Annotated in this window: 10 protein-coding genes; 2 read left to right on the plus strand and 8 right to left on the minus strand. The window is 34.1% G+C overall.

Annotation, left to right across the window (positions count from 1 at the left end; genetic code table 11):
- Nucleotides 1–5 precede the first annotated feature (5 nt).
- The 8 genes from QYS47_RS11265 to QYS47_RS11300 form a co-directional block, all read right to left on the minus strand.
- A complete protein-coding gene (locus QYS47_RS11265) occupies nt 6–8,462 on the minus strand; it encodes an Ig-like domain-containing protein (RefSeq protein WP_322346161.1) in 8,457 nt (2,818 codons plus the stop codon).
- Nucleotides 8,459–11,764, minus strand: coding sequence for a hypothetical protein (locus tag QYS47_RS11270; protein ID WP_322346163.1), 3,306 nt, complete (start codon nt 11,762–11,764; stop codon nt 8,459–8,461). Before QYS47_RS11270 ends, QYS47_RS11265 begins: the two co-directional genes overlap by 4 nt.
- 2 nt (nt 11,765–11,766) lie before the next feature.
- Nucleotides 11,767–13,008, minus strand: a complete 1,242-nt coding sequence (locus tag QYS47_RS11275; protein ID WP_322346165.1) for a porin family protein — start codon at nt 13,006–13,008, stop codon at nt 11,767–11,769.
- A gap of 190 nt (nt 13,009–13,198) precedes the next feature.
- Entirely contained in the window at nt 13,199–14,455 is a 1,257-nt protein-coding gene (locus QYS47_RS11280; RefSeq protein ID WP_322346167.1) for a metallophosphoesterase, read from the minus strand.
- A 76-nt stretch (nt 14,456–14,531) separates the two neighbouring features.
- On the minus strand, nt 14,532–17,936 hold the full coding sequence (locus QYS47_RS11285; RefSeq protein WP_322346169.1) for an efflux RND transporter permease subunit: 3,405 nt from the start codon (nt 17,934–17,936) through the stop codon (nt 14,532–14,534).
- A gap of 25 nt (nt 17,937–17,961) precedes the next feature.
- Nucleotides 17,962–19,116 (minus strand): efflux RND transporter periplasmic adaptor subunit, encoded by a 1,155-nt coding sequence (locus QYS47_RS11290; protein WP_322346171.1) that lies wholly within the window; start codon nt 19,114–19,116, stop codon nt 17,962–17,964.
- A 10-nt stretch (nt 19,117–19,126) separates the two neighbouring features.
- Complete coding sequence (locus QYS47_RS11295; RefSeq protein ID WP_322346173.1) at nt 19,127–20,491, minus strand: TolC family protein; 1,365 nt, start codon at nt 20,489–20,491, stop codon at nt 19,127–19,129.
- The gene (locus tag QYS47_RS11300; RefSeq protein WP_308356536.1) at nt 20,481–21,095 is read right to left on the minus strand and encodes a TetR/AcrR family transcriptional regulator; all 615 of its coding nucleotides are present in this window, start codon (nt 21,093–21,095) and stop codon (nt 20,481–20,483) included. The genes QYS47_RS11295 and QYS47_RS11300 overlap by 11 nt, the downstream gene beginning before the upstream one ends.
- Nucleotides 21,096–21,315: 220 nt before the next feature.
- Between QYS47_RS11300 and QYS47_RS11305 the strand changes: the two genes are divergently transcribed.
- Together QYS47_RS11305 and purL are read left to right on the plus strand one after the other, a co-directional pair.
- Entirely contained in the window at nt 21,316–22,119 is an 804-nt protein-coding gene (locus QYS47_RS11305; protein ID WP_322346176.1) for an alpha/beta fold hydrolase, read from the plus strand.
- A gap of 98 nt (nt 22,120–22,217) precedes the next feature.
- Nucleotides 22,218–25,910, plus strand: a complete 3,693-nt coding sequence (purL, locus tag QYS47_RS11310; protein ID WP_322346177.1) for a phosphoribosylformylglycinamidine synthase — start codon at nt 22,218–22,220, stop codon at nt 25,908–25,910.
- Nucleotides 25,911–25,966 lie beyond the last annotated feature (56 nt).

The following is a 25,966-nucleotide window of genomic DNA, read 5'->3' on the forward strand; positions in this document are numbered from 1 at the left end:
ATTAGTCATTCTTTTGTATCCTCTTTCTTCTCTTCTTCTGTTGTGTGTTTCGGATCAGAAGACATATTTGTCTCGGTTGGTGGTGTAGATGTGTCATCCGCATCTGGCAAATTGTCGTAGTTTGGTGCATTTTCTGGATCAGTCGCTCCCAAGACATCAACTAAGAAATTCTGTAACTGCTCAGCAAATGACAGATCGCTTTCAGGGTCAAAGAAATCTGCTCCAAATTGTGCACCAAATTTATCACTAGGTAAATCCTCATAACTAAAAGCTGAATGCTCCGCATTAATCATATCACCTAACTCTTGCAACAGTCCATCTTGTAATGCTTTACCAACAGGGTGTTCTTCTCCATTTTGCTTATAGCCATAACTTCTACCAGCATAAAACATGAAGTGCGCCATGTCGACCCAACCACCTTTTTTGGTATAGATATATCGGTTACCACCTGAAGTATTAAAGGGAGCAGTATTCGCTGGCTTAGGACCTTTAAAGGTCATCTTAGTTTTACCCATTCTTAGCATTCCAGCATTTGCATCACTGCCTCTTGTTTTTCCCAAACCTGTTGATAAATTATTCATGAAGGAAACAAACCCCTGAACCGTACCAGCTAAAGGTTTAATAGGTTCATTTCCATCAGGGTCAATATTTCCAATAGGGTTATTCAGGACATAATTATATGGACTATATGCAGAATATTTCTCACTTAGGTTATCAACTCCATTCCATCTCCCTAAATCAGGCTGATACATTCTTGCCCCATAGTCAATCCACCCTGTTTCTTCCTGCTCCTCCTTGCCGTTGTACTTGTAATTATTCGCCTTTGAGTAGCTCCTCTGATAGGAGTTAAAGGTTAGACCAAAAGGATAGTAATCATCCGCTTGCAGTACCGCATTGTAGTGATGCTCCACTTTAAAATCATCCCAGAATACTTCAACGGCTTGCTGGCTTTCATTACTTAAAAAGACCATTAAATACCCATCCTCTTCAATTAGTATTTCTTCGAAGGAGAGTTTTTGGTGCGTGCCACTTCCCGTGCCATCATCTGCTGCACTTTCCGATAAGCGTTCAAAACCGCTATTTACATAATTAAAATTATGGTCGAGCATAATGTAGTTCAAATAGGCTTTTGGGCTGTTTTCCTCGCTTCCGTCCGCCATAGCTGCTGATACAAAATCTGTAGTAAGATTATCTTGTACGATCGTTCCTTCACCTGTTAGTGTTCCTCCTCCCAGCATGCTCAACAAGGCATTAATTAAAGCCCCGCCATTAATTTCATCATTGGTAAAGGCAGCATCTAAATACTTCCCATACACTTCCGCACTTACTTTATCGCCTTTGCTTACGTATAAGGTTTTCATCAAACCTACTACATCACTTCCGCCTCCTGCTAAACGGTGAGCATAATTACCGCTTTTCTTTAAAGGATTTGTAAGGATGGTGATTTGATCATAATTGTCAAAATATGGGTTTTGAGTGGTTTCAAAATCAGTGGCGTAGTCATCATCCCGCACTGCAAAGGTAGTGCGAACATTGCCCAAATGATCTTTCAAATGATATTGGTATTCGTTTTTATCTTGACCATCCACTGTTTTAGGTACTACTCTACCTTCTGCAGTTTGAATAAACTGCAACTCATCATTTTCAATGATTAATGAACCAATATAATCCGTAGCTTTCTCCAGGGTATTATTTTTATACAGCTCTTGCCTAAGTTTCATTCCAGAGGCATCATAAATATAAACAACTTTATCTCCGTTTTCAAAGTTAACCTCAGAAGGTAAGTTTAGATGATTGTAGCTTATGCTTGCGATGCTTTTATTAGCATCTGAAATCATATTGCCATTTTCATCATAGCTATAATCATTACCTGAAATATTGCCATCTATGAAACCATTACTTTTATCCCCAGCATCTGAAACTGCATTCAATTGATTTCCTGAATCAGTATAATCATAGCTTAAGTCATCCATTAAAGCACCCGTATGATCTCTTCTTTGTAATTGCTTTATATTACCATTAAAATCATATTCATTTATGCTTAAATGGTATTTTGAACTATTACTTTGTGTAGGTCCCTCGTAAAAGCTCGCTGATGTAATTCTATTCAATTGATCATAAGCATAGCCATAGGTATTTTGTTGTAAAGGGTCTTCTATTGTTACATCATTTCTTTTACCACCCCATTTCATAGCCGCAATATTTCCATTGAATTGAGCATTAGCTTCAGTACCCAAATTATCAGTATAGCCTAACTCCATTCCAAACAAATCTGTTTTTTCATTGGTGTTGTCTGCACTCAAGTCAGCATTGTTGATTCGAGTGAGCCATCCTCTGATGTTGTAGCGGTAGTCCACGCTTTGGGCAAATTCATCATTACTTTCCTCATGTAGCTCTTTTGTGATGAGTTCTCCTAACTCGTTATATTTATTGGAAGCAGTCAACTGGGTGCCTGATATAGAGAACATGGCATTAGTGATGGTATTACCAACATAAAAAGACGTGACATCACCGTAAAGTGCACCGGTAGCATTGACAGAAGAAGTGTACAGTATTTCATCATTTTTTGTGTAGTGGATTTGACCATTCTTCTTTTCTACTCTCAGCACATCTCCCAGATAGTAGCGCCCCATATTTTTCTTGTTAACTCCACTTTCGTAAACATAAATATTTTTATTGGGAGCCGTGTACATGCAAAACTCCATATCCGTATAAGAGGTACCTTCAGGTGCATCATTTAAGCCAAAGAGCATCCTACTGTAGGATTCTGGCCTTACTTCTATAAAACCATCTGATCTTGCATCTATAAATACTTCAGTATGAGCTGAAGTATTATCGTAATGTTCTAAACCAGTATGGGTAAGATCATTATTTTCATCAACTGTATAACCAATTACATTTTGCCAATTAACAGATTTGGATAATTCATGATGAACATTCATCAATCGGTTCGCTTGATCATATTCAAAGCTTTCTTGTATTGAATATTTTGTTTGTTCAAGGCTATAGTCTGTTTTAGTATTCATTACATTCCCAATAAAATCATAGGAACTAGAATTGATGATGGTTATCCCATCAATTTGGTCGGTAATATTTTGAATTAGACGATAGCGCTCGTCATAATAATTAACGGAAGCCAACATTTCTTGGGTACCTAATACTTTGGTTAAACTACCTGTCACTTGGCCTTTCACCAAATTGCTTTGTTCAAATGCATTATTAAGGTTTTGATTTTTGTAGTCATAAACGGCATCATTTAATGATACCTCATTACGGAAATCGTAATTGTCGTAGTAGGTTACTGTATGAATTTCATCCAAATTAAGGTTTTTGGGTAGTGAGTTTGAGGTATAACCATAATAACTACCATTTAAGCTTTCATATGCAGAATAATTTTGAAGCCAATCAGATCCTGATAATAAATCTCTTAAACCCTGTTCAGTATTATTAATTTCTTTAATTCCAGTAATGATAGGTCGATTCAATTGATCGTATTTTGTAAAGGCCCATTCGTTTTTCTTCCTTTGTTCTCCATCTTGAGTCAAAACTAATCGGTCATAGTCATCATAGATCATATGAACCCATTCCGCACCTGGTACCTTTTTCGCTATCATGCGATTCCTGACGTCATATTGATATTGAAATACGAACTGATCTAGTAAATCAGATGGAAATGAACCTGTAGATACAGAAAGTTGACGAATTGCTTCTGGTGGAATGACAAAACGTAGGTTATCATAAATATCATACACATAATAGGTATCTAAAAATTCGGTTTCTGATAGATAATTTCGTTTTAATATCGTTTTGTTAAAGGAATCTGTAAAACTAACGGTTTTCTGTCCATTTTCATTTGTGGTTAATACTTTTGAAAATATTCCATTTGGATGCTCGCCACTTACCACGAATAGATTGTTTTCTAGTCTGAAATCAATTATCTGATCATTATAATTTATAAGGTATTCATTTTTTACTGGTCTCAATCCGCCATCTTTAGCCCACTCGTTACCTGCAGCAAAACTCATTATCGGTCTAGCCTGAGGAGAATTTTCAAATATAGTTTCGTTGAAAGGATAATTAGAAGAAGCAACTACATCTGAGCTAGAGTTGTTATAAAAATTATATTGATTAGAACCTATATAGTTACCCGATTGATCTTGAATCGCATTAAAATCAAAAAACCCATTTACATCTACCGCATAGGGTAAATAATCTTTTGTTTTTCTACCATAAGCATCATACCCTACTGTATTTATAATGTCGTTTGAATTCGGAGAAGCTTTAATCTGATTCTTTTGTAAAAACTTTCCAAAATCAGAGAAATATGTGATGGAATGATTTAGGTCAGTATCGTTCAAATTATAAACTGAATTTTCATCTAAGATACTTCCCTTTCGTACTACCCTTTCGTCAATATAATTGAATTCTTGCGTTTCTTTTTCATCAATTATGCTTAAAACTTCGGTATAGGTTGATTTTGAAACAGGATCAGAAACAGTTACTTTCAATATGTAATCACCGGGACTTTCAACTAATAATGTATTGGTATTTTCACCAACTATTAAGTTCCCATCCTTATACCAATGATATTGGTCATAAACATTTTGTGCTCTTAAAGTTTTGGATTCATTTAAGCTAATGATATTATCATCAGATAAGTTTTCTATCAAGGGTTTAGGATAAACTATAACTTGAACAGGAACTCTATTAGATTCTAAATTATTTGTGAAATTTGTAGAAACATAATAAATGTGTGATTCATTAATATTATTCAGTTCTAATTTATAGTTATTGCTTAATACAGTAGTTGAATTGATATCTTCATACCAATTATAAAAAGTTAAACATTCATTAGGAATCACTGAAATTCTTCCTGATGCCGTTTCACCAAAATATACTGCTTCTTTTATTTCAGGATTAAATTCAGTCGTTGGTTTAATTAATTGAGTTTTAACTTCTCCTATACATCCATATTCAGTTTCTAAGTATACTTTTATACTCACCTCTGTATTTAGATCTCTAAATTGTAATGATGTAGCATCATTTGACAGATATATATGATTTTGTAGATCTGTATTTATAGCTTGATCATCAGTATAATACCAATGATATTGACCTGAATTAACTGGGTTTACAATATTAATATCAATAATATTTCTGCAATGAATAACCTCTAGAGTAGGGGCTAAAATTATTTCATCGCTGATGGTAACATTCAATGCCGATGGCATTGATGGACATCTCCCATCTGAATATTCAGTAACGACATAGAAAGTTGAATCAGTTTCTACATATACATCACTTAATATAGCACCCTGATCCAAAAAGACATTATCATGGGGTGAATTATATTCTGAATACCATTTATAAGTCTCCGTTAGTGAATTAGGATCTACATCATCAACCTTTAATGTAACATTTCCTGGCTCACAAATTATTTGACTTGTTACTTTAGGCCCTATGGATAATGGATTGGAAATTAAGGTAATTTGATCTTCAGAAATTGGAGAACAACCTGCATCATTAAATGCAATTAATGAATAGGTTAAATTTTCTCCCTCAGAAATTGAAACTTCTAATATTTCATTTGTTGATATTACTTCACCATTTGAGTTTTTCCATTTAAATGAAGTTATGGAAGGATCAGGGTGACTCGCTACCAAGGTTGTTATATCATTTCCGCAAAATTCAACTCCGTTTGAACTAGAAATGTTGGGCGGATCTGGTATAGTATTGATAGTGGCGGTAAAGATGTTGGGTACACTATTGCAAACAGATCCTATTTTTTCAACTGAAAAGGTAGAAGTTTGGTCTAAGTTCAAAACTCTTAATCGACTGGTATTGTCTAATATTTGATATTTTGAGATTTGTGTCTCATCAATTAAAACTCCATCTTCATCAAACCACTGATAATTTCCTGATGGATTATCAATGATAAAATCAACATTAGTATCAGGACCACAATTCGAATAATTATCGTTTAACACAATTGGTGGATCAGCAGGCATAACAATGTTAACAGCTAGGGTTGAATACTCACTAAAACAGCCATATTCATTGGTTCTAACCACATAATAATTTGTAGTTTCGCTAACCTCTATAGGATTTATTCTAACATTAGCTGGTATCTCGTTGGTTAAATTTTTATCGTAATACCAAATTAAATCCGATTCTAGTTCATTTTCGCCTTCATTACTTTCTCTTAATTTTACACTTATAGTTTCGCAACTTGATACGCTCTGGACTTCTGGTTGAACAGGTTTAGGATAATTAGTTATAGTAATCAATTGCTTTTCTCCCTCACAATTATTGCTATTCACAGCACTTACCCAAAAAGTAGTAGGACTATTTACAATTTTTTGATCCGCACTAAACAATTTACTTGTTGATGTTTGACTTGAATACCAACGGTATTCAATTATACCGCTTCCTGCATCAGGAACTATCGTTGTTGTTTCAGAATCACATATTTGATTTCCATTAGTGGTGTTCAAGTTAGGTTTTGGTGGTATTTCATACATATAAGCTGTTACTGTTGCCGCAAGGCTTTCACAACCATTTGAAATTTTTGTTACTTTAAAACTAGAAGAGTTTAGTAAGTTATATATTCTTAAAGTAATTCCATTATTAATATACTGAAAATCATCAATACTAGTAGGGGAAATTAAACTACCATCTGATTTATACCACCTGTATGTACCTGACCCATTACTTACAGTTAAGTCGATTGATCCAGGTCCACACCTACTACTGCTAAAAATTGTAGGAGCAGTATTGGGTACTACGTTTACTGTGTAAGGAATTCTTGCACTTGTTAACCCAGTTGATCCATCAAATGCTTCAGCATACATTTTTGTATTTGACGTAAGATTATTTAGAGTATAGCAATTACCAGTACCTACATAAGTACCACTTGCGTTATACCATTTAATTGCATAATTAAGAGCATTACCTGCAGAACAACTTAACCCCTGAATCTGTAAACTTACATTATCACCAAAACATATTGGATTTTTACTTGCTATTACTATTGGATTTGAAGGAGGTAAAGGTGTGGAACGAATAGTCACCTGTTTAAGACTACCCCAACACCCGTCTGTACTGTAAGCTCTTACCCAATAACTTTTACTTTCTCCATTAGTAAGTGTAACAGATCTGCTATTGCCTGTATAATAGGGAGAAGAAGTACTTGATGTATTATGCCAACGATATTGTGAAATACTTCCTGAAGCAGATGCATAAACTGTGGTAGAACCTGGTCCCGTTATGGTTAACCCATTATTAGAACTAAAAGAGGGTGTGGAAGGTTTGAATTTAGAGTTTATTGTTACTTTTTTCATTGGTCCCCAGCACCCTTGTGAACTTTTTGCTCTTACCCATAAACTTTTACTACTTCCGTTTGATACACTAATTGATTTACTACTTCCAGTTGTATAAGAAGAGGATGTACTAGATGTCGTATGCCATCTATATTCAACAGCTCCTGATAATGAAGCATTCAAGGTTGTTGATCCACTTCCACAAAAAGACCATCCATTACTACTTGTTACGTTAGGTGCAGAAGGTAATGCATAAGAAGTAACAGTAACTTTTTTCATTGGCCCCCAACATCCTTGTGAATTTTTTGCTCTTACCCAATAACTTTGACTACCACCATTGGAAACTGAGACTGATTTATTACTTCCTGTTGTAGATGAAGAAGAAGTACTCGATGTTGTGTACCATCTAAATTCAACTGCCCCTGAGGAAGACGCTGAAATAGTTGTAGAGCCAGATCCACAAAACGAACTCCCGTTACTATAACTAAAATTGGGCGCTGCAGGTAATGGATGCCGTGTAGCAGTTACACTTCTTCTTGAACTTTCACATCCATTTGAATACTTAGCCACAGAATAACTGCTAGTACTAGTTAAATTAGTGATTCTTAATGTTGCACCATTATTTAAAACTTGATGACCTGATACATTGGTAGAACCTATTAATGTTCCACTGCTCGTATACCATCTATAGGTGCCTGAAGGACTATTAACGTTAAGATCAATTTGACCATTACCACATCTACTATTATTATTTGCAGAGGGAGCAGAATTTGATATTACAGATACTGTATAAGAAACACGGTTACTTTTTAACCCAGTACCTAAGTCATGCGCCTCTGCATAAATAGTTTTTGTTGAAGTTACATTATTGACAGTGTAACAATTTCCAGTTGACAGTATTGTATTACTACTGGAGCTTGCAAACCATCTTATTGTATAATTAAAGCTACTTGATCCACCACAGGTTTTTCCTTGAATTTTAAAACTGACATTACTTCCATAACAAACAGGATTTTTGGTCACGTAAATTACTGGGGCAACAGGAGGTGTTCCAAATCCACCACCACCTCCAAATTGAGATACTGCTGGAAAACAATAAATAAAAAATAGGACTAGAGTTGAAATTAAGGTTTTGGCGTTCATTTCAATTTGTAATTATAATCTAATAATTTAAGAATGTTTTTGTCATCATCATATATGCTTTTCAGACGGTTAAGAGGATCAAATTCATAAGAAGTTGATTTTTGGTTTACATCTAAAACTTGATTAATTGAGACAAGTGGTTTATGTATAAAGGTTCTCATTTGAGCCTTTTTAGGATAAATTCTTACTTCATCTAATCTGCTTGCATTAGATTCATTTATAAAATCTCCAGTACCAGTATAATCCCTTTCTACATATTGCCAATTATTATTTACATATGCCCAATAGCTGAGTAATAACGGATTTTCAGAGTTAGTTAATGAAGGAAGGTTAAATGAATTAGCTGGTAAATATTTATGACCACTTTTTGATTCACCTATGACTGCACTTGGATCATCTTCAAAACTTGTATAGAATATTTCTTCTGGTTTTGCACCTGTTACTTCAGCAATAATTAATTGATTATTATATCCATAAATGACGGATTTTTCAATTCCATCTGTTCCTATAACATAATTTATATTTCCATTTTGATCTATATCATAAATTTCTTCTGAAAATGCTTCTGACGATTCGTTGAAATTAGTAATACGCTTCTTTTGTGGGTATATGATATTATTCTTGATAGAATAGCTTTTTTCAATACTGTTTGTTTTTACTCCATTTCTGTAATTGATAATCTTTAAAGGTTGTTGAATCATATTCCTATCAATCATCTCATTATTAGCTGACACACCAAAATTATCCTCGGCATATTGATACTCCTTTAAATAAGTTTCATTATTATAAGAAACAGTTTTACTATCGAGGGCCAAATTACCATTTAGATCATAGGTATACTCTTCGGTTAATTCGGTTGATTCACCGCCTATATCATAATTAAATATTTTTTTGGATTTGAGAAATAACTTTGCAGAATTGAGCGTATAAACTTCATAATCTGAATGCCCTGGATAATTTCTATCTTTATCCATATCACCATTTGATCTAGCAACTACTGCTTTATTATTGAATTGATTAAACTTTTCCTCTTCGTAAAAATTAAACTCTTCACTCTTTAGTTTATAATCAGAATTGAGTTTTTCGAAAACAGATTTAGATAATAATTTTCCTTGCCAAATATTAGAAGGGAGTGGAGGAAACGGAAATTCAAAATAGTTAGCAGCTGCATCCTCCGCATTGGCAATTCTATTACTATTCGTAATATGTTCAACATCATATTCATACAAAGTATAACCATTGGCAGAATCTAAAGCATTCCTTGAACTTACATACTGATAGGTTATGGCAGTTCCATTATTAGATATAGAAACATTAGAAGAAGATGTTCTTGCTTTTCCCCAAGCCCACGCATCCCCTATAGCCCTGTAAGGATATTCGTAAATTAGTGATCCAGTTGCATAACCATTTAGATATTCAAAATATTCAGTCCTATTTATCCCTAAGGATGCGTCTTTATATTCGATGGCCTTTGTCCGTAAACCACCATGTAAATAGAAACCCTCTCCTCCTGTTGCATCAACTCTCTTTTTAATAGTGGTAGCTAAACTAAAATTTCTATAGTTTTCATTGGCAGGGTCTCCTGAAATTTCTACTTCTATTTTGTAGTTACCCTCTGTAAGATAAATTGAGTTTAAATGAGTGATATCAACATCGGTATCGTTATCCACTCCCACTATTTTTGCTCTAATAAAACAATCGATTCTAGGGTTTCCATCTTCATCATAAAGGCATGGGACACCAGTAAAATATATTGGAATATTTTGTTCGTGGTCTATTTCCAATACTTTGGTTTGCAATTGATCAATAGAATTTCCACTTAAGGCCACTATATGTTCAATATTTTCTAAAGTACTTTGAGAAGAACTTAATACCCTATTCAGCTCATATTTAAAATTAATTTTACCACCAGTAGGATAAGTAACTTCCTCCAAAATATTTGCTTTTGTATAATCCTCTGATGGTGTTCTATCTGCCCCCGCATACACCAAAGTTTGAGTCAATTGGAATTCTGGCACAGAAGTAGTATTATCTGTTCCATTATAATATCCCCAATGATCTTTACTAAAACTAAGGATATCTGGCAAATTGATTTTCGTATTGTATTTAAACTGGTAGTCAGGTTTTTCAAGGCCACTGGGGCTTACCTCTCTAATTGAAGTCAATTTTAATCTCTTTAATCTCTCTTCGACAGTCAAATATTGATCACATTGCCATATTTCATCTTGTAGATTAGTACTTTGGAAGTAATCATAGTTCAATAAGTAACTTTTTAATAAGTTATCTCCTTTATCTTTTATTTCAATCTTACTTAAGGCTTGATCTCCGGCTATATCTACCCTATCAAATTCGTAGTGGAAATTTACTTTTTCAATTGAAGATTCGATAGTTTTTATTCTATAAGTAGTTGTTGTTGATGTACTAAAGCAGATGGTTCCTTTTTGACCAGCGGGGCCAATGATCTTTGTTTCACTGCCTACATTACAATTATCAAAACCCAGGATAGGCTCATAAAAAAATGATGTTTTATTAATACCATTAGCATCTATAATGGTCATTAAATGCCAATTATTTAATATCGGAGTACTGGTATTAGGAAATCCTGATCCTGAAGAACCAGTAGCATAACAATAACTCCTAGAAACGGAATTATCTATTGCCTCTCTTGTTTTGTCAGCTGAAATACCATAATAATACTTGGTTCCGTCTACATCAGTGATTATAAAACCAAATGCATTTTGTTCTGATTCAACTTTCTCTACCTTAATTTTACTGTGAGGCATAAAAGTTACTACATCATATTCACTATAGTAAAATTTACCACTTCCATTATTGGTTGAGTAATTAAAAATATCAGGTTGACTATCAACTAATCCATTAATAATGTCAAAAAGTGTTGCTCTCTTGTCATCCTCACTTAACTGTATATATGCCTCAGCATTAAAGTTTCCATTAAACCATCCATTGTTTGTCTCATCAACCAAGCCTCTTACTTCTCTTGTAATAGATCTAGCAAAATCTAAAGACCAACCCAAACCGACCCTAGAAGCTCTTTCTTGAACTTTTATACCACCTGCATGGTACCTTAAGCTTACAGAAAATGGACTACCCTTCGCTTGGGAACTATAAATAGGTATAGAAATATTAGGAACACCAGTAGAATAATTAACCGGGATATTATCGTACTTTGCAAAAGCATAAGTCTCTGGTACAACTGGTGTTTTAGGGCTAAAAGAATCCTCTTGAGCCAACAGTATATTAAATGCTAAAATTAAACTAAATAAGGTAAGTAGAAATTTCATTTTTAAAATAAAAGGTTTACCCTGATTGTCCATCTAGATTCTGTGAGCTGATCAGGTTTGATAAAGTTATAAAGTATTTGAGTTTGTCCTTTAATAGACTTGTAAATATCATATTGCATGGCGATACCAGCCCAGGCTCTCGCCTGCTGTGGTACTAATTCATGCCAATAAGCATCTGCTTTAGACACCTTTTGCCTATAGGGCAGTTCATGCTCAACATGCACGAAAAAATTCTTATAAAAATTATATTGATTAAATATCCTATGTGAGAATTGATGTTTTGGAGAAATTGCAAAGCTACTATCGATATCGAAAATCTTATTTTGGTAACTTAGTCCGACTCCACCAATCCACTTTTCAAAAATCTTATATCCTAGAGTTGGAGCTAATTGTAGGGAAAAACCATTTTGGAATTGACTGCTAAAGTTTAAACTAAACTGCCAACGTTTGATGGGTTTTTCATCAATCTTTTTCATAACAGGTCCGTCCGGATGCATGAGATTTAATTTGCTATATTTTGTCTTGAGACGATCCATTTTACCCATAGCCGCCTGAACAGACTCAATATTACCACTTAAAGCTTCCGTGATATTCTTAGATGAAGAAATTTTTGATTTATCCCACTTAAAATTACTACTTCGTGTTCTAACTTCGTTTACCGATGACTCCAGTCGGCTGAGTTCTTGCAATTCTTTTATATTATTAACTGCATACTCTTCTACTTTTTGTTGAACTTGTTTCGCATTTATTGAATCTTGGCTTACCGCATTTTTAAGGTATGATTTTACTTTAGAACTACTTCTTATTATTGCTTTAGAATTAAATCTTGATGAAATAGGCTCTTCAAAATCAACCTCAAGCATCGGAAAACTGGATATTTTTAATACATCTACTTTTAGATTATCATCCGGTAGAATGTCCTGCTCCAGATGATAATCTGATTTGGAAAAAGGTAAAATTGGTGAAAGTCTTTTTACAGGCTTACTATGGGACAATTTACCTGAAGTAGAAGTTAAATGTTCAATTGAATCAATAGCTAGCTTATTTCCAATTGAATCAACATTATTAATAACATATTGATTATCTGATATTTGTAAAAAAATATCTTTTGTAGAATCAATTTTTTGATTGAGATCTAATAAACTTTGATTCGTTCTGTTAATGAATTTAACTGAGTCTTCATTTTCTTGCGCATAAAGTTTTGATGGGAGAATCAAAACGATTAAACCGAAAGATAAAAACAAAAGATGGGAGATTATGAAAGATTTTGGTTGCAAATTCTAGTTAAACATTACATGATCGTAAGATTATTAATAGAAAAAATAAAAACAAAACCGTAGTAGAATTAATTTTAAGGGCAATGCGTATTTTGGTCTTATAATTATATTTTTATAAGATTAATACAATATAAATTACGATCTGCCTGCGACTTTCTTAAGAAGTTCTCAACTCTAGAATAGTAATCTCTGGTGGGATACCAATTCTTCCAGGGTAGCCTAAATAGCCATAGCCTCTATTAACGTATAGTTTTTGATTGTCTTCCTCGTATAATCCCGCCCATTGCTTGTAAACATATTGGGATGGACTCCATTTAAAACCAGGAATCTCAACGCCAAACTGGAAACCATGAGTATGACCCGCTAACATTAAATCAATGTCTGAATAGTCTTTTCTAATTTGAGCGTCCCAATGACTAGGGTCATGGGATAATAGAATTTTTGCGGGTAAGTCTTCTGTACCTTGATGCGCTTTCGCTATATCACCGTATTTAGCAAATCTTCCTGCTCCCCAATTCTCAACTCCTAAAATTGCAAGTGGTTCCTTATCAACTTTTAAAATTCTATTCTCATTAGTTAATAAATCCCAACCCATTATCCCATGAGCTTCTTTAAGATCAGCTAAGTTTTGGGCTTTTGCTCTTTCACTACTCCAGCTTTTATAATCCCCATAATCATGATTTCCTAAAGTAGAATATACGCCTAAATCCGCTTTTAATTTAGAAAAGATGGGGACATAATTTTTTACTTCATCCGCTTCATTATTGACTAGGTCACCCGTAAAAAATACAATATCTGGCTTTTCTGCTAAAAGCATATCTACCCCACCTTCTACTGCAATTTTATTCCAAAAACTTCCACTATGAATATCAGATAGTTGGGCAACTTTCACACCATGCCAGGCTTTTGGCAGACCAGGTATCACAATAGATTTTCTCCTAATGCGGTAGTCATGTGCACCCGAAATAATTCCAAATGTCATAGCTGCCAAAGGTAAACTACCTGCAACCAATGCACTTTTGGCAAAAAACTCTGACCGGCTAATTTTCTCTCCTTCTACGCTTTCATTGGAACTATTAATAAAATCCGAAATTTTATAAAAACTCCATTGTCCAAACCTTACAACATCTCCTATCAATAATATGAGTAGCGCAACTGTTTTCGAGATATAATTCATAAAAACGACCACCAACATGAATTGGCGTGCTATTCTTGAGAATAAATCAGGATTGGTAAAATGATAAAGAAAAAAACCTGATAAGGTAATGGCTGTGAACCCCCAATAAATACCAAAAGCAATATTCTTCCCTATTGGAGAAAAGTTTTGAACCGCAATTTTTACGGCTTGAAAGACGTATAGGTCGATCAAGATAAAAACTAAGGCTACTAATGGTATGAGGATGATTTTATACATGAATAAACGTTTGATGTTAGAAGTTAGAAGATGGGAGAAGTAAGCAATATCTGACTTCCAACTCCCATCTTCCAACTTACCTACCTATTCCAAATTTAGCATTTAACTGATTTGCAATCAGGTACATAACCGGAACGATAACTAATGTTAAGAAGGTTGCAAATGTTAAACCAAATATAATAGTCCAACAAATTGGCTCCCAGAACATTACAGAGTCACCACCCAAATAGAAATCTGGATTATAGCTCGTAAATAACTGAATGAAATCAAAGTTGAAACCAATGGCTAGCGGTATAAGACCTAAAATAGTAGTGATTGCCGTTAATAATACTGGTCTTAGACGAGTTTTACCTGCTAACATAACGGCATCTTTAACCATTTGGTAAGTCATTGTTTCATCTTCTTTAAGATTAAGCTTTTGATTTGCCTTACTTATTTCAATAAAGTCAATTAATACTATGGCATTATTCACTACAATACCAGCTAGTGATATAATACCAATCATAGTCATCACAATCACGAAATCAAGCTGGAATATTACTAAGCCTAAGAACACCCCTATGGTACTAAAAATAACAGAACTCATAATAATAAAAGGAGCCGTTAGCTTATTAAACTGAGCCACTATGATTAAGAAAATTAAAAATACGGCTAGTAATAAAGCAATACTTAAGAATTCTAATTCCTCTGCTTGCTCTTGCTGCTCTCCCGTAAACTTGATTTCATACCCAGCTGGCACATCAAAATCTTTCATTGCAGCTTTTAGCTGATTATTAACATTAGTAGCATTATATCCATCCAATATGTTAGAATAAACCGTCACTACCCTATCTAAATCCTTACGATTGATAGACCCATATGTACTAGTGTATTCTACGTCAGCAACTGCACTAATTGGTACTTGGTTGATTCGACCAGAAGATTGATCTCTATAAGTGATCTTCTTGTTGATCATGGCATCCACATCATAACGATATTCATCATCGTATCTTAATTGGATTTCATAATCATCTTCCCCTTCTTTATACTTAGAGATTTCCTTACCAAAAAGGCCGGTTCTGATTTCGTTTGCAATTGTATAAGTACTTAAACCAAATCTTCTAGCACTTTCTCTATCAATATTAACAGTTAATTCAGGTTTACCTGTCTCTAAATCATTCTTTAGATCTTCAATACCTCCAATATTTTGATTATTGATGAATACAGTCAAATCCTCTGTGATTTCAGCTAATTTTGCATAATTCTCTCCTGAAATCTCTATGTTTAGAGGCTTACCTGTAGGCGGACCTGCCTGATCTTTATCAACTGTGATTGAAACTCCTGCATATTTATCAGAAACTGCATCACGTATTTTATTCATTACTTCTGTAGTTGAAACACCATCGCGATATTTAAATTCTACAAAGTTTACCGTAATTCGAGCTTTATTTGGAGTATCCGATTGTCCCATGGCAGTTGGGTCTCCAGGATCACTTGCACCTCTTCCAACATTGGCTACTACTGATTCCACGATGTTAGTATAAGGCTGAATAACCTCTTTAACTTCCTGTTCGATTTTGGTAGAGAATTCGTTAGTATACTCGACATCTGTACCTACAGGAAATTCGATGAATACATTCACATATTTAGGTTCATTTTCTGGAAAAAATAAAATGTTAGGTGTGAAATTCGCTAACAATATAACTGACCCAACTAAAGCCACGATAGTTCCTAATAAGAAATAATAAGGATTTCTTCCTCTTATGGCAAATTTTAATGTTCTTGTGTACAGGAATTCTAAAGCTGGTAGAAAGCCTTTCTGGAATCTTCTTGATAATGGCGTTAAAATGTAAGTATTAATCAAGCCTAAAGCTCCGAACAAAATAGCCAAGTTACCTATAGCGTATACTTTTAGTAGTATAAAAACTGCTCCAATTGCAAATGAAATTAAAGCTATTCTCCAAACTCTTTTGTAATTAAGCTTACCACCGTCATCTATTCTCATGAATGAAGCGATGAAAACAGGGTTAATCACTAGCGCCACGAATAAAGATGAACCTAAAGTGATAATTAAGGTAATTGGTAAGTATTTCATAAATTCACCAATGATTCCTGGCCAGAATGCCAAAGGTAAGAAAGCAGCTAAAGTAGTTGCTGTTGAAGATATAATCGGTAAGGCTACTTCTCCAACACCAATTTTGGTGGCTTTGATAGGGTTATAACCTTCCTCCATTAATCGATATACATTTTCAACAACCACAATTCCATTATCCACCAACATTCCCAGAGCCATGATTAGCGAGAATAATACTATCATGTTAATCGTTATCCCCAGCGCACCTAAAATCATAAATGCCATGAACATAGACATCGGAATCGCAATACCTACAAATAGTGCATTCCTTGTCCCTAGGAAGAATAACAATACTATTACTACCAGAATAACACCTGAAATAATATTGTTCTCCAAGCTGCTTACCTGATCCCTAGTTTGCTGAGATTGATCATTTGTAATAGTAACAACTAATTCTTCTGGAAAAATATCCTTCTTAGCTTTTTCAACAACCTCATAGATTTTATCAGTAAGAATAAGCAAGTTTTCACCACTTCTCTTAACAGCATCAACCATCACTACCGCTTCATTATTTAATCTTGCGTAGCTTTGTTTTTCCTTATAATCAAATTCAATCTCAGCTATATCTTTTAGATAAACTATATTAGCATTTTCATTTTTAATAATAAGGTTTTCAAGCTGTTGAGGATTTTTATATTCTCCTGAAATTGCAACCGTTCTTCTGACTTTTCCAGTTTTAATATTACCACCAGACATGGTCATATTCTCAGCTTGAATAGCATTTTCAATGTCAGCAAAACTAATTTTTCTGGCCTCCATGGCTAATGGGTCCACTAAAATTCTTACTTCTTTTTCATCCACACCCCTAATTTCAGCCTTCGACATTTCAGGGAATTTCTCCATCTCCTCTTCCAAATATTCAGCATAAGAATTAAGAGTTTCTAAGCTGTAATTTCCGGAAAGGTTAATATTCATGATAGGAAACTCCGATACATTCAATTCGAATACATTGGGATCATCCATTAAATCCGATGGAAGTTCTGACTTCGCTTGATCAACGGCATCTTTTACCTCTTGTAGTGCATCCTCTACATTAGTTTCAGTTGTAAACTCGACAATTATAGTAGAGTAATCCTGAACTGAAGTCGATTTAATATTATCAACCGAAGATATTGTATTAATCTCTTTCTCTAATGGTCTTGTAATCAGCTTTTCCATATCAGCTGGTGAGTTACCAGGATGTGGTGTCCCTACATATATGGTAGGCTGTGATATTTCCGGGAAGTTTTCTTTAGGTAAATTTATATAAGAGAATATTCCTAAAGCTACTATCAGAAATGCAAGTACATAAACTGTTGTTCGGTTATTTACAGACAGAGTGGTTAAACCAAACTCCTTTTCTACTTTCTTTTTATCTTTATCGCTCATAAATATATCTTTTCGAGTGATTTAATTATTTAGCTAAACGGACATCAATGCCATTCACTGCTTCCCTATATCCGTCTGTAATAACTACATCACCTTCATTAATACCTTTTAAAATTTCAGTATTTCCGTTATAAGTTTTACCTCTTTCAATTCTTACCTTCTTTGCTTTTTTGTGATTATCTTTTGATTCAATGATGAATACAAAATCTCCGATATTATCTTGCTGAACTACATCTGATGGTACCACAATAGCACTTTCATTTTCATAATCCACCAAAGTAAGTCTAGCAAATTGATTAGGTTTTAATCTATCTATGAATTCATTTACTTTCACTTCTAATTGGAAAGTTCTGTTTGCTGGATTTATCACATAGCTAACTGAGCTGACTACTGTTGAAAATGATTTTTTAATAGAAGGCAAGTAAACTTCTACTGAGTCCCCTTTATCGAAATCATTGATATATTCTTCTGAAACTGCAGCTTTTAAATACATTTCCTCTTGGCTTACCATACTTATAATCGGAAGTCCTGGCTGCACTAATTCACCAATATTGATATTTACATCATTTATTCTACCGTTAAATGGAGCTCTTACATAAGCCATATCCAATTGAGATTGAGCAGTTGCTAGCTGTCTCTCAAGCGTTTCTTTTCTATTTCTAGCTTCCAGATATTGAACTTCTGTACCAATTTCTTGCTCCCATAAATTCTTTTGCTTGTTGAAAATAGTTTTGGCTAAATCTAAAGCTGTTTTCAACTCTTGAATTCTATTTAAGGTAGTAGATGCATCTATTTTAACTAACAACTGATTACGTTTCACCATATCGCCAGGAGTAACATTAATTTGCTCTACACTTCCCATAGTTTCTGCAGCCAAAGTGATGTTTTTTCTTGATGCTACCTCTCCTTGAACTTGAATTTTATGTCTGAAGTCTGATTTATTGATCGCTTCAGCATTTACTAAAACGGATTGGTCTTTTGCTTTAGAGAATTCAGGATCAAGTTCTCTGATCTGTTCTTTCAACTCAGCAGCTTCAATGGTTTTTGATTGAATATCTTTCTCTATTCTTTCAAGCTTTGCTTTTAGTTTATCGGTATCGGTTGTTTTACCACAAGATCCAAGCAAAGCGGCAATGGCTAATATTAAAATTGAATTTCTCATTTTTATAGTTCTTCTCATTTTATTCTAATCAATACAATATCCCTAAAGATTTTTCTAATTCTATTTTTGCAATAATGGCATCATATAAAGAGCCGTAATAATTGGTTTCTGCTTCTTTTTTTGAAGTTTCAGCATCTAACAATTCTCTACTACTTGCCATGCCGTTATTATATTTCGTTTCAACTTGTTCATAAACAGAAGCCGCTAGTTCCATATTTTGCTTCTGAACGTCTAAGCTTTCTTTTGCTGATTTTAAATCGTTTTGGGCTCTAGTAATTTCCATGTCGATTGAGCTTTTCAATTGTTCTTTTTGAATTTCTAATTGCTCAATTTGAATTCTATTTTTTTGCATTTTACTGGATCTATAGAGTCCTCTAAATAAATCCCACTGCAAACTTACTCCTACAGCTCCAAAACTTAACCAGTTGTTGCTGAAGTCAAATAAATCTTCGGAACTATTGACACCAGAGTTCCAACCATAATTGAAATTGGCATACAGTTTAGGAAGGTGAGTTGCTTTATTATTTTTTAAATCAAGTGAAGCTAAGTTTTGATTCGTTTGAATAATTGAAAATTCTGTTCTTTCTCTATAATCAAACTCTTCCGTTTTAGCTAAATACTCTTCAGCTTCAAGCGTTAAATCTTCGATTTTTCCAGATAAGCTCAGGTCAGTGTTTAATGGCATGCCCATTTGAAACTTTAACATATCCATTGATAACTTATAACTTCTTTGAGCTTTAGTATTTTCAGTTTGTAAATTGTTATAGTTAACACTAATTCTGTCAACGTCTATTTTCTCAACAAATCCATTTTCATACAAAGCTTTAGTTTCTTCCAACACCCTTTCTAATTGGCTTTGATTTGCATCCAACAACTGTAATCTTTCTTCTGTAATTAAGGCTAAGTAATATGCTTTAGTGATAGCCTCTACTGTTTCAATTTCAGATTGATTAGATTCTTTTTGCCTTAATTCTCTAAGTGTTTTAGCAGCTTGTAAGCCTACAAAATAGGAACCATCGAATAATAATTGGTTTACAGAAAGAGCTGCATTGCCATCATATTCAGGACTAAACTGAACAGGAGTAAAACCTTCTGAAGTTGGGTCTCCAGTTATGAAGGAAGTGGGCAAGAATGCTTTTCTTATTTCATAATTATAATTTGCTGATGTGCTAAAACTGACTTGGGGCAAGCCCATTGACCTAGTCTCTCCTACTTGCGTTTCAGCAATAGCCTCTTCCATTCTGGTAGTTTTTAAATTACGATTATTTTCCAAAGCGTAATTCACACACTCCTCTAAACTCATCGATTGCTGAGTGTTATTCTCCTGGCCCATTAAACCAACTGGAAGTAAAATGGCCATCAAACCTAAAATACTAATTTTTCTAAGCTTCATGCTCTTCATTTAAATATTGATTATATTTCTCTTTTCCTTTTATTGTTAAAATTCCATGGATAAAATGATCAAACAGCTGCTCATGAACCTTTTTGAAATCAAATCGATCCCTTGGATAAATATCATTATCAAAAGCCATTTGAACTTGTTCAATTCTTTGAATTACTAAAATTTCAGTATCCAATTCTTTTCTGAAATAACCCGCATTTATCCCATCATCTAAAATTTGCTGTAAGCTTTCTTTCATGAAAGTATTTTTAAACTCTAAAAAGCGCTTATAGGCTTTTGGAAAGTATCTTTGCAAATCATAAAACACTGTGGGATTGATTGCTTCAACTTGCATTTGCATATGCTTTGAAATTCTATAAATAGTCTCTATTGGATCTTTACTATTATTTAAAACCTCTTCAATTTCTATTCTATGCTCTGAAAAGTGCTTATGAACCGATTTAAAAACAATACTATTTTTATCATTGAAGAATTGATAGATAGTTTTCTTACTCACACCAACTTTTTTAGCTATATCATCCATAGTTATAGATTTTAAGCCAAACTGCATGAACAAGTTTTTTGCCCCCTCTAATATGTTTTTCTCTGTACTCAAATTATTATCTTGCGGTTGAAAACTATGGAAACCCTAATTAGTTTTAAAGTTTCCTGGGTTTCCAACGGGCAAAGGTAGCTTTTGTTTGCATAATTTTATAAATATTGAAAATTATTTTTTAAACTATGATAATCAACGAGTTAGCTTAATTTTGATTAAATTCAGAATATGTTTTTTAATTTGGCTAACTCTCAGTTATTTTGATCATAATTTCAACTAAATGAACAAAAACCATATAATATTTGGTGGAAATATTTTACACTACTCCATTCAAGGAACTGGAAAAATTCCCCTGTTAGCCTTTCATGGCTTTGGTCAGTCCAAAGAAGTCTACGAAGCTTATTGGAAACTTCACGGAAACCAATACACAGTATTTTCCTTTGATATTTTCTATCATGGAAACAGCATATGGAAGGACAGAAATAAAGCACTTGAAAAGGAAGACTGGGAACACATTTTAAAGATATTTCTAGAAAAACATGAAATACAGGATTTTGCATTAGCAGGATATAGCATGGGTGGCAAATTTGCTTTAGCAAGTCTTGAACTATTTCCTAGAAGAGTAAAAGAGCTATTTCTGATAGCGCCTGATGGAATTAAAACTCAATTTTGGTACAGTTTGGCTACTTATCCTAATTCCTTTAGAAGATTCTTCAGAGCAATGATAGTAAAGCCAAAATACTTCTATGATGTGTTGAAATTCACTAAAAAAATGGGCTTGGTTGACAAAAGCATATTAAAATTTGCAAACAGTCAAATGAATACTCGTGAGAAAAGAAGAAGAGTATATCTGACGTGGGTAGTATTCAGACATTTAAAATTTGATTTAAAATTAATAGCACATCTCATCAACACAAATAATATTAAATTACTGATGTTTACAGGGAAGTATGACAAAATAATAACTGCTAAAAACATGATGGATTTACTGCAGTATGTAAAAGAATATGAACATTTCATATTAGAAGCAGGTCATAATACCCTTATCAAGGATTCAGCAGAACATTTAGCATCAAATCAATAAGTCATAATTCCGGTAACTTATTTAAATAATCATTATCCTAAATATTGGATAATTTCTAACTTTGCCACTTTAAAATTTCCATCTTCATAAAATTAATTATGCTAAGCTTTTTTCAAGGTAAAAACCACCTCATTTACGCATTAGGTCATCAAGAATTCTTCACTGAAACTGAAATTGAAAAACTCCTTTGGTTATTAGATGCAGAAAAAATTATTTCTGCTTCCGAATTAGACGATGTTTATGTTGGTCCAAGAAAGGAAATGGTAAGCCCATGGAGTACTAATGCTGTTGAAATTACTCAAACCATGGGGATTAAAGGCATTTTCCGAATGGAAGTTTTTGAACCTATAAGTGAGCTTAATGAAAAAATTGACCCCATGCTTCAAGCAAAATATAAGGGCTTAAATGAAGATATTTTTACAATTCACAAGCAACCAGACCCTATTGATTATATAGAAGATATTGCTGCATACAATGAGAAAGAAGGTTTAGCATTAAGTGAAGAGGAAATTAAATACTTAGAGAAGGTTAGTAAAGACCTTGGTCGAAAATTAACTGACAGTGAAGTATTTGGGTTTTCACAGGTGAATTCAGAGCACTGTAGACATAAAATATTCAATGGAACTTTTGTGATTGATGGAAAAGAAATGCCATCTACTCTATTTCAATTGATTAAAAGAACCTCTAAAGAAAATCCTAATAGAATTGTTTCCGCCTATAAAGATAATGTAGCCTATATAGAAGGGCCAGAAGTAGAACAATTTGCGACATCAAATCCTGAGAAAGCTGATTATTTCAAAAAGAAAAAATTTAACTCAGTTATTTCATTAAAAGCTGAAACGCACAACTTCCCTACTACAGTGGAGCCGTTTTATGGTGCTGCAACAGGTTCGGGTGGTGAAATTAGAGATAGAATGGCTGGCGGAAAAGCAGGGATACCATTAGCTGGTACAGCTGTTTACATGACTTCTTATTCTCGCTTGAAAAATAACAGGCCATGGGAAAATCAAATGGAAGAAAGACCATGGTTATACCAAAGTCCAGTTGATATTTTAATAAAAGCATCAAATGGAGCTTCAGATTTTGGAAATAAATTTGGACAACCACTCATCTCAGGATCGGTTTTAACATTTGAACATGAGCATGCAGGTAAAAAGTATGGTTATGATAAAGTTATTATGCAAGCGGGTGGTATTGGTTATGGTGTAAAAGAGCAAAGCAAAAAAGACACTCCTAAAAAAGGTGATAAGATTGTAGTGATGGGTGGCGATAATTACCGTATCGGAATGGGCGGAAGTGCAGTCTCTTCTGTTGATACTGGTTCATTTGACAACCAAATAGAGCTGAATGCAGTACAGCGTGCCAATCCTGAAATGCAAAAAAGAGTAGCTAATGCTATTCGAGCTATGGCTGAATCTTCAGAAAATCCTATCATTTCAATACATGACCATGGGGCTGGTGGGCATTTAAATTGTTTATCCGAATTAGTAGAAGAAACAGGTGGTGAAATCGATCTTAAAAAACTTCCAGTTGGTGACAGCACCTTATCCGCTAAAGAATTAATTGGAAATGAGTCTCAAGAGAGAATGGGACTTGTTATCAAAGAAGAGGATATCGCTAAATTACAGAAAGTATCTGAGCGTGAAAGAGCTCCTTTTTATATAGTAGGAGAAATTACTGGCGATCATCACTTTAGTTTTGTAGATAAAGAAACTGGTAAAAACCCTGTAGATTGGCCATTAGCCTCTATGTTTGGCAGTGCTCCTAAAACAGTTTTAGCGGATGAAAAACATCAAACTCATTTCACTTCTCTTCAGTATGATTCAAAAGATATTGAGAGGTACATTAAGGAGGTACTAAAATTAGAATCCGTTGCTTGTAAAGATTGGTTAACGAACAAAGTAGATAGATGTGTAACCGGTAAAGTAGCCAAGCAACAAACAACGGGACCTATCCAATTACCACTTAATAATGTGGCTGTTATGGCTTTAGATTATAATGGTAAAAAGGGAATTGCTACCTCTATTGGACATGCGCCTGTAAGTGCATTAATTGATCCAAAAGCAGGTTCTGAATTAGCAATCGCTGAGTCCTTAACGAATATCATCTTTGCCCCTATTCAGGATGGCTTAAAAGGAATTTCGCTAAGTGCAAACTGGATGTGGCCTGCAAAAAATGAAGGTGAAAATGCACGACTGTACGAAGCAGTTGAAGCTATTAGCGATTTTGCTATTCAATTAGGCATCAATATCCCTACAGGAAAGGATTCATTATCAATGGTGCAAAAATATCCTTCTGGAGAAAAAGTATATGCACCAGGAACTGTAATTATATCTGCAGCAGGAGAAGTTTCTGACATTCGTAAAACAGTTGAAACAGCCTTAGTACCTGATGAAGATACTTATCTTGCTTACATCAATATGGGTAAAGGCGATTTCGAAATTGGTGGGTCAGCTTTTTCTCAAACTAGAACTTCATTAGGCGAAAAAACAGTAAATATTAAGTCTGTTGATCACTTTAAAAATGCCTTTGAAAAAGTTCAAGAATTAATTCTTGATGATAAGGTATTGGCTGGTCATGACGTTGGATCTGGAGGATTAATCACTTCCTTATTAGAAACATTATTTCCTCATAATAATCTTGGCGCTTCAATAAATTTAAAAGACTTTTCAGAAAAAGACATTACAAAAATACTCTTCAGTGAACAAGCAGGTGTCATTTTACAATTAAAAGATGTTAACCTTATTGAAGAACTTAAATCTGCTGGAATTGATATTGTAAATTTAGGAAGTGTTAACAATTCCGGTAAACTTAAAATAACACATGATTCAGGTGAACTGAATTTAGGTGTTTATGATCTTAGAGATGAATGGTATGAAACTTCTTTCCTATTAGAAGAAAAACAAACTCCAAAGTATTTAGCAAAAGCTAGATTTGATAATTATAAAAACCAGGCTTTAAAATTCGAATTCCCACCACATTTTAAAGGCACTTTTGAATCTTTAGGACTAGATCCTAACAGAAAGTCAGAAAGTGGAATTAAAGCAGCAATCATCCGAGAAAAAGGTGTGAATAGTGAGCGTGAAATGGCTTACATGATGTATATGGCTGGTTTTGATGTGAAAGACATTCATATGACTGATCTTATGAGTGGAGAAGAAGATCTTTCAGATGTTAACTTCATAGTGTTCACTGGTGGCTTCTCCAATTCAGATGTTTTAGGTTCAGCCAAGGGATGGGCTGGCGCTTTTAAATACAATGAAAATGCTCAGAAGGCCCTTAAAAACTTCTATGAAAGAGAGGATACCTTAAGCATGGGAGTATGCAACGGTTGTCAACTTATGGTGGCATTAGATTTGATTTACCCTGAGCATGAGCAAAAAATTAAAATGGGGCATAACGACTCTCATAAATTTGAATGCGGATTTGTTAATGTAGATGTTCCAGAAAATAATTCTGTAATGCTGAAAAGCCTTGAAAATAGCAAATTAGGTATCTGGATAGCGCATGGTGAAGGAAAGTTTGAAATGCCGTTGGAAGAAAAGGAATACAATATTGCTGCAAAATATAGCTATAAGCAATATCCAGCTAATCCAAACGGATCAGACTATAATACTGCAGCAATCTGTTCTAAAGATGGAAGACATTTGGCTATTATGCCTCATCTGGAGAGAAGTATCTTCCCTTGGAACTGGGCTAATTATCCAAATGAAAGGAAAGCTGACGAAATCTCTCCTTGGGTAGAAGCTTTGGTAAATGCAAGAAAATGGGTTGAAAAAGTGTCGCGATAACGATATATTTCAAAATCTTATGGAAATTAAAAACAGAAAAGGAATATTATTGTTAA

This window comes from Marivirga arenosa (genome assembly GCF_030503875.2).
Lineage (GTDB): Bacteria > Bacteroidota > Bacteroidia > Cytophagales > Cyclobacteriaceae > Marivirga > Marivirga arenosa.

What these genes read in the sequence shown, in the direction of transcription:
- QYS47_RS11265 (WP_322346161.1), bottom strand. Translation starts at nt 8,462, where the DNA reads ATGAACGCCAAAACCTTAATTTCAACTCTAGTCCTATTTTTTATTTAT.
- QYS47_RS11305 (WP_322346176.1), top strand. Translation starts at nt 21,316, where the DNA reads ATGAACAAAAACCATATAATATTTGGTGGAAATATTTTACACTACTCC.
- QYS47_RS11290 (WP_322346171.1), bottom strand. Translation starts at nt 19,116, where the DNA reads ATGAGAAGAACTATAAAAATGAGAAATTCAATTTTAATATTAGCCATT.
- purL (WP_322346177.1), top strand. Translation starts at nt 22,218, where the DNA reads ATGCTAAGCTTTTTTCAAGGTAAAAACCACCTCATTTACGCATTAGGT.
- QYS47_RS11280 (WP_322346167.1), bottom strand. Translation starts at nt 14,455, where the DNA reads ATGTATAAAATCATCCTCATACCATTAGTAGCCTTAGTTTTTATCTTG.
- QYS47_RS11285 (WP_322346169.1), bottom strand. Translation starts at nt 17,936, where the DNA reads ATGAGCGATAAAGATAAAAAGAAAGTAGAAAAGGAGTTTGGTTTAACC.
- QYS47_RS11295 (WP_322346173.1), bottom strand. Translation starts at nt 20,491, where the DNA reads ATGAAGCTTAGAAAAATTAGTATTTTAGGTTTGATGGCCATTTTACTT.
- QYS47_RS11270 (WP_322346163.1), bottom strand. Translation starts at nt 11,764, where the DNA reads ATGAAATTTCTACTTACCTTATTTAGTTTAATTTTAGCATTTAATATA.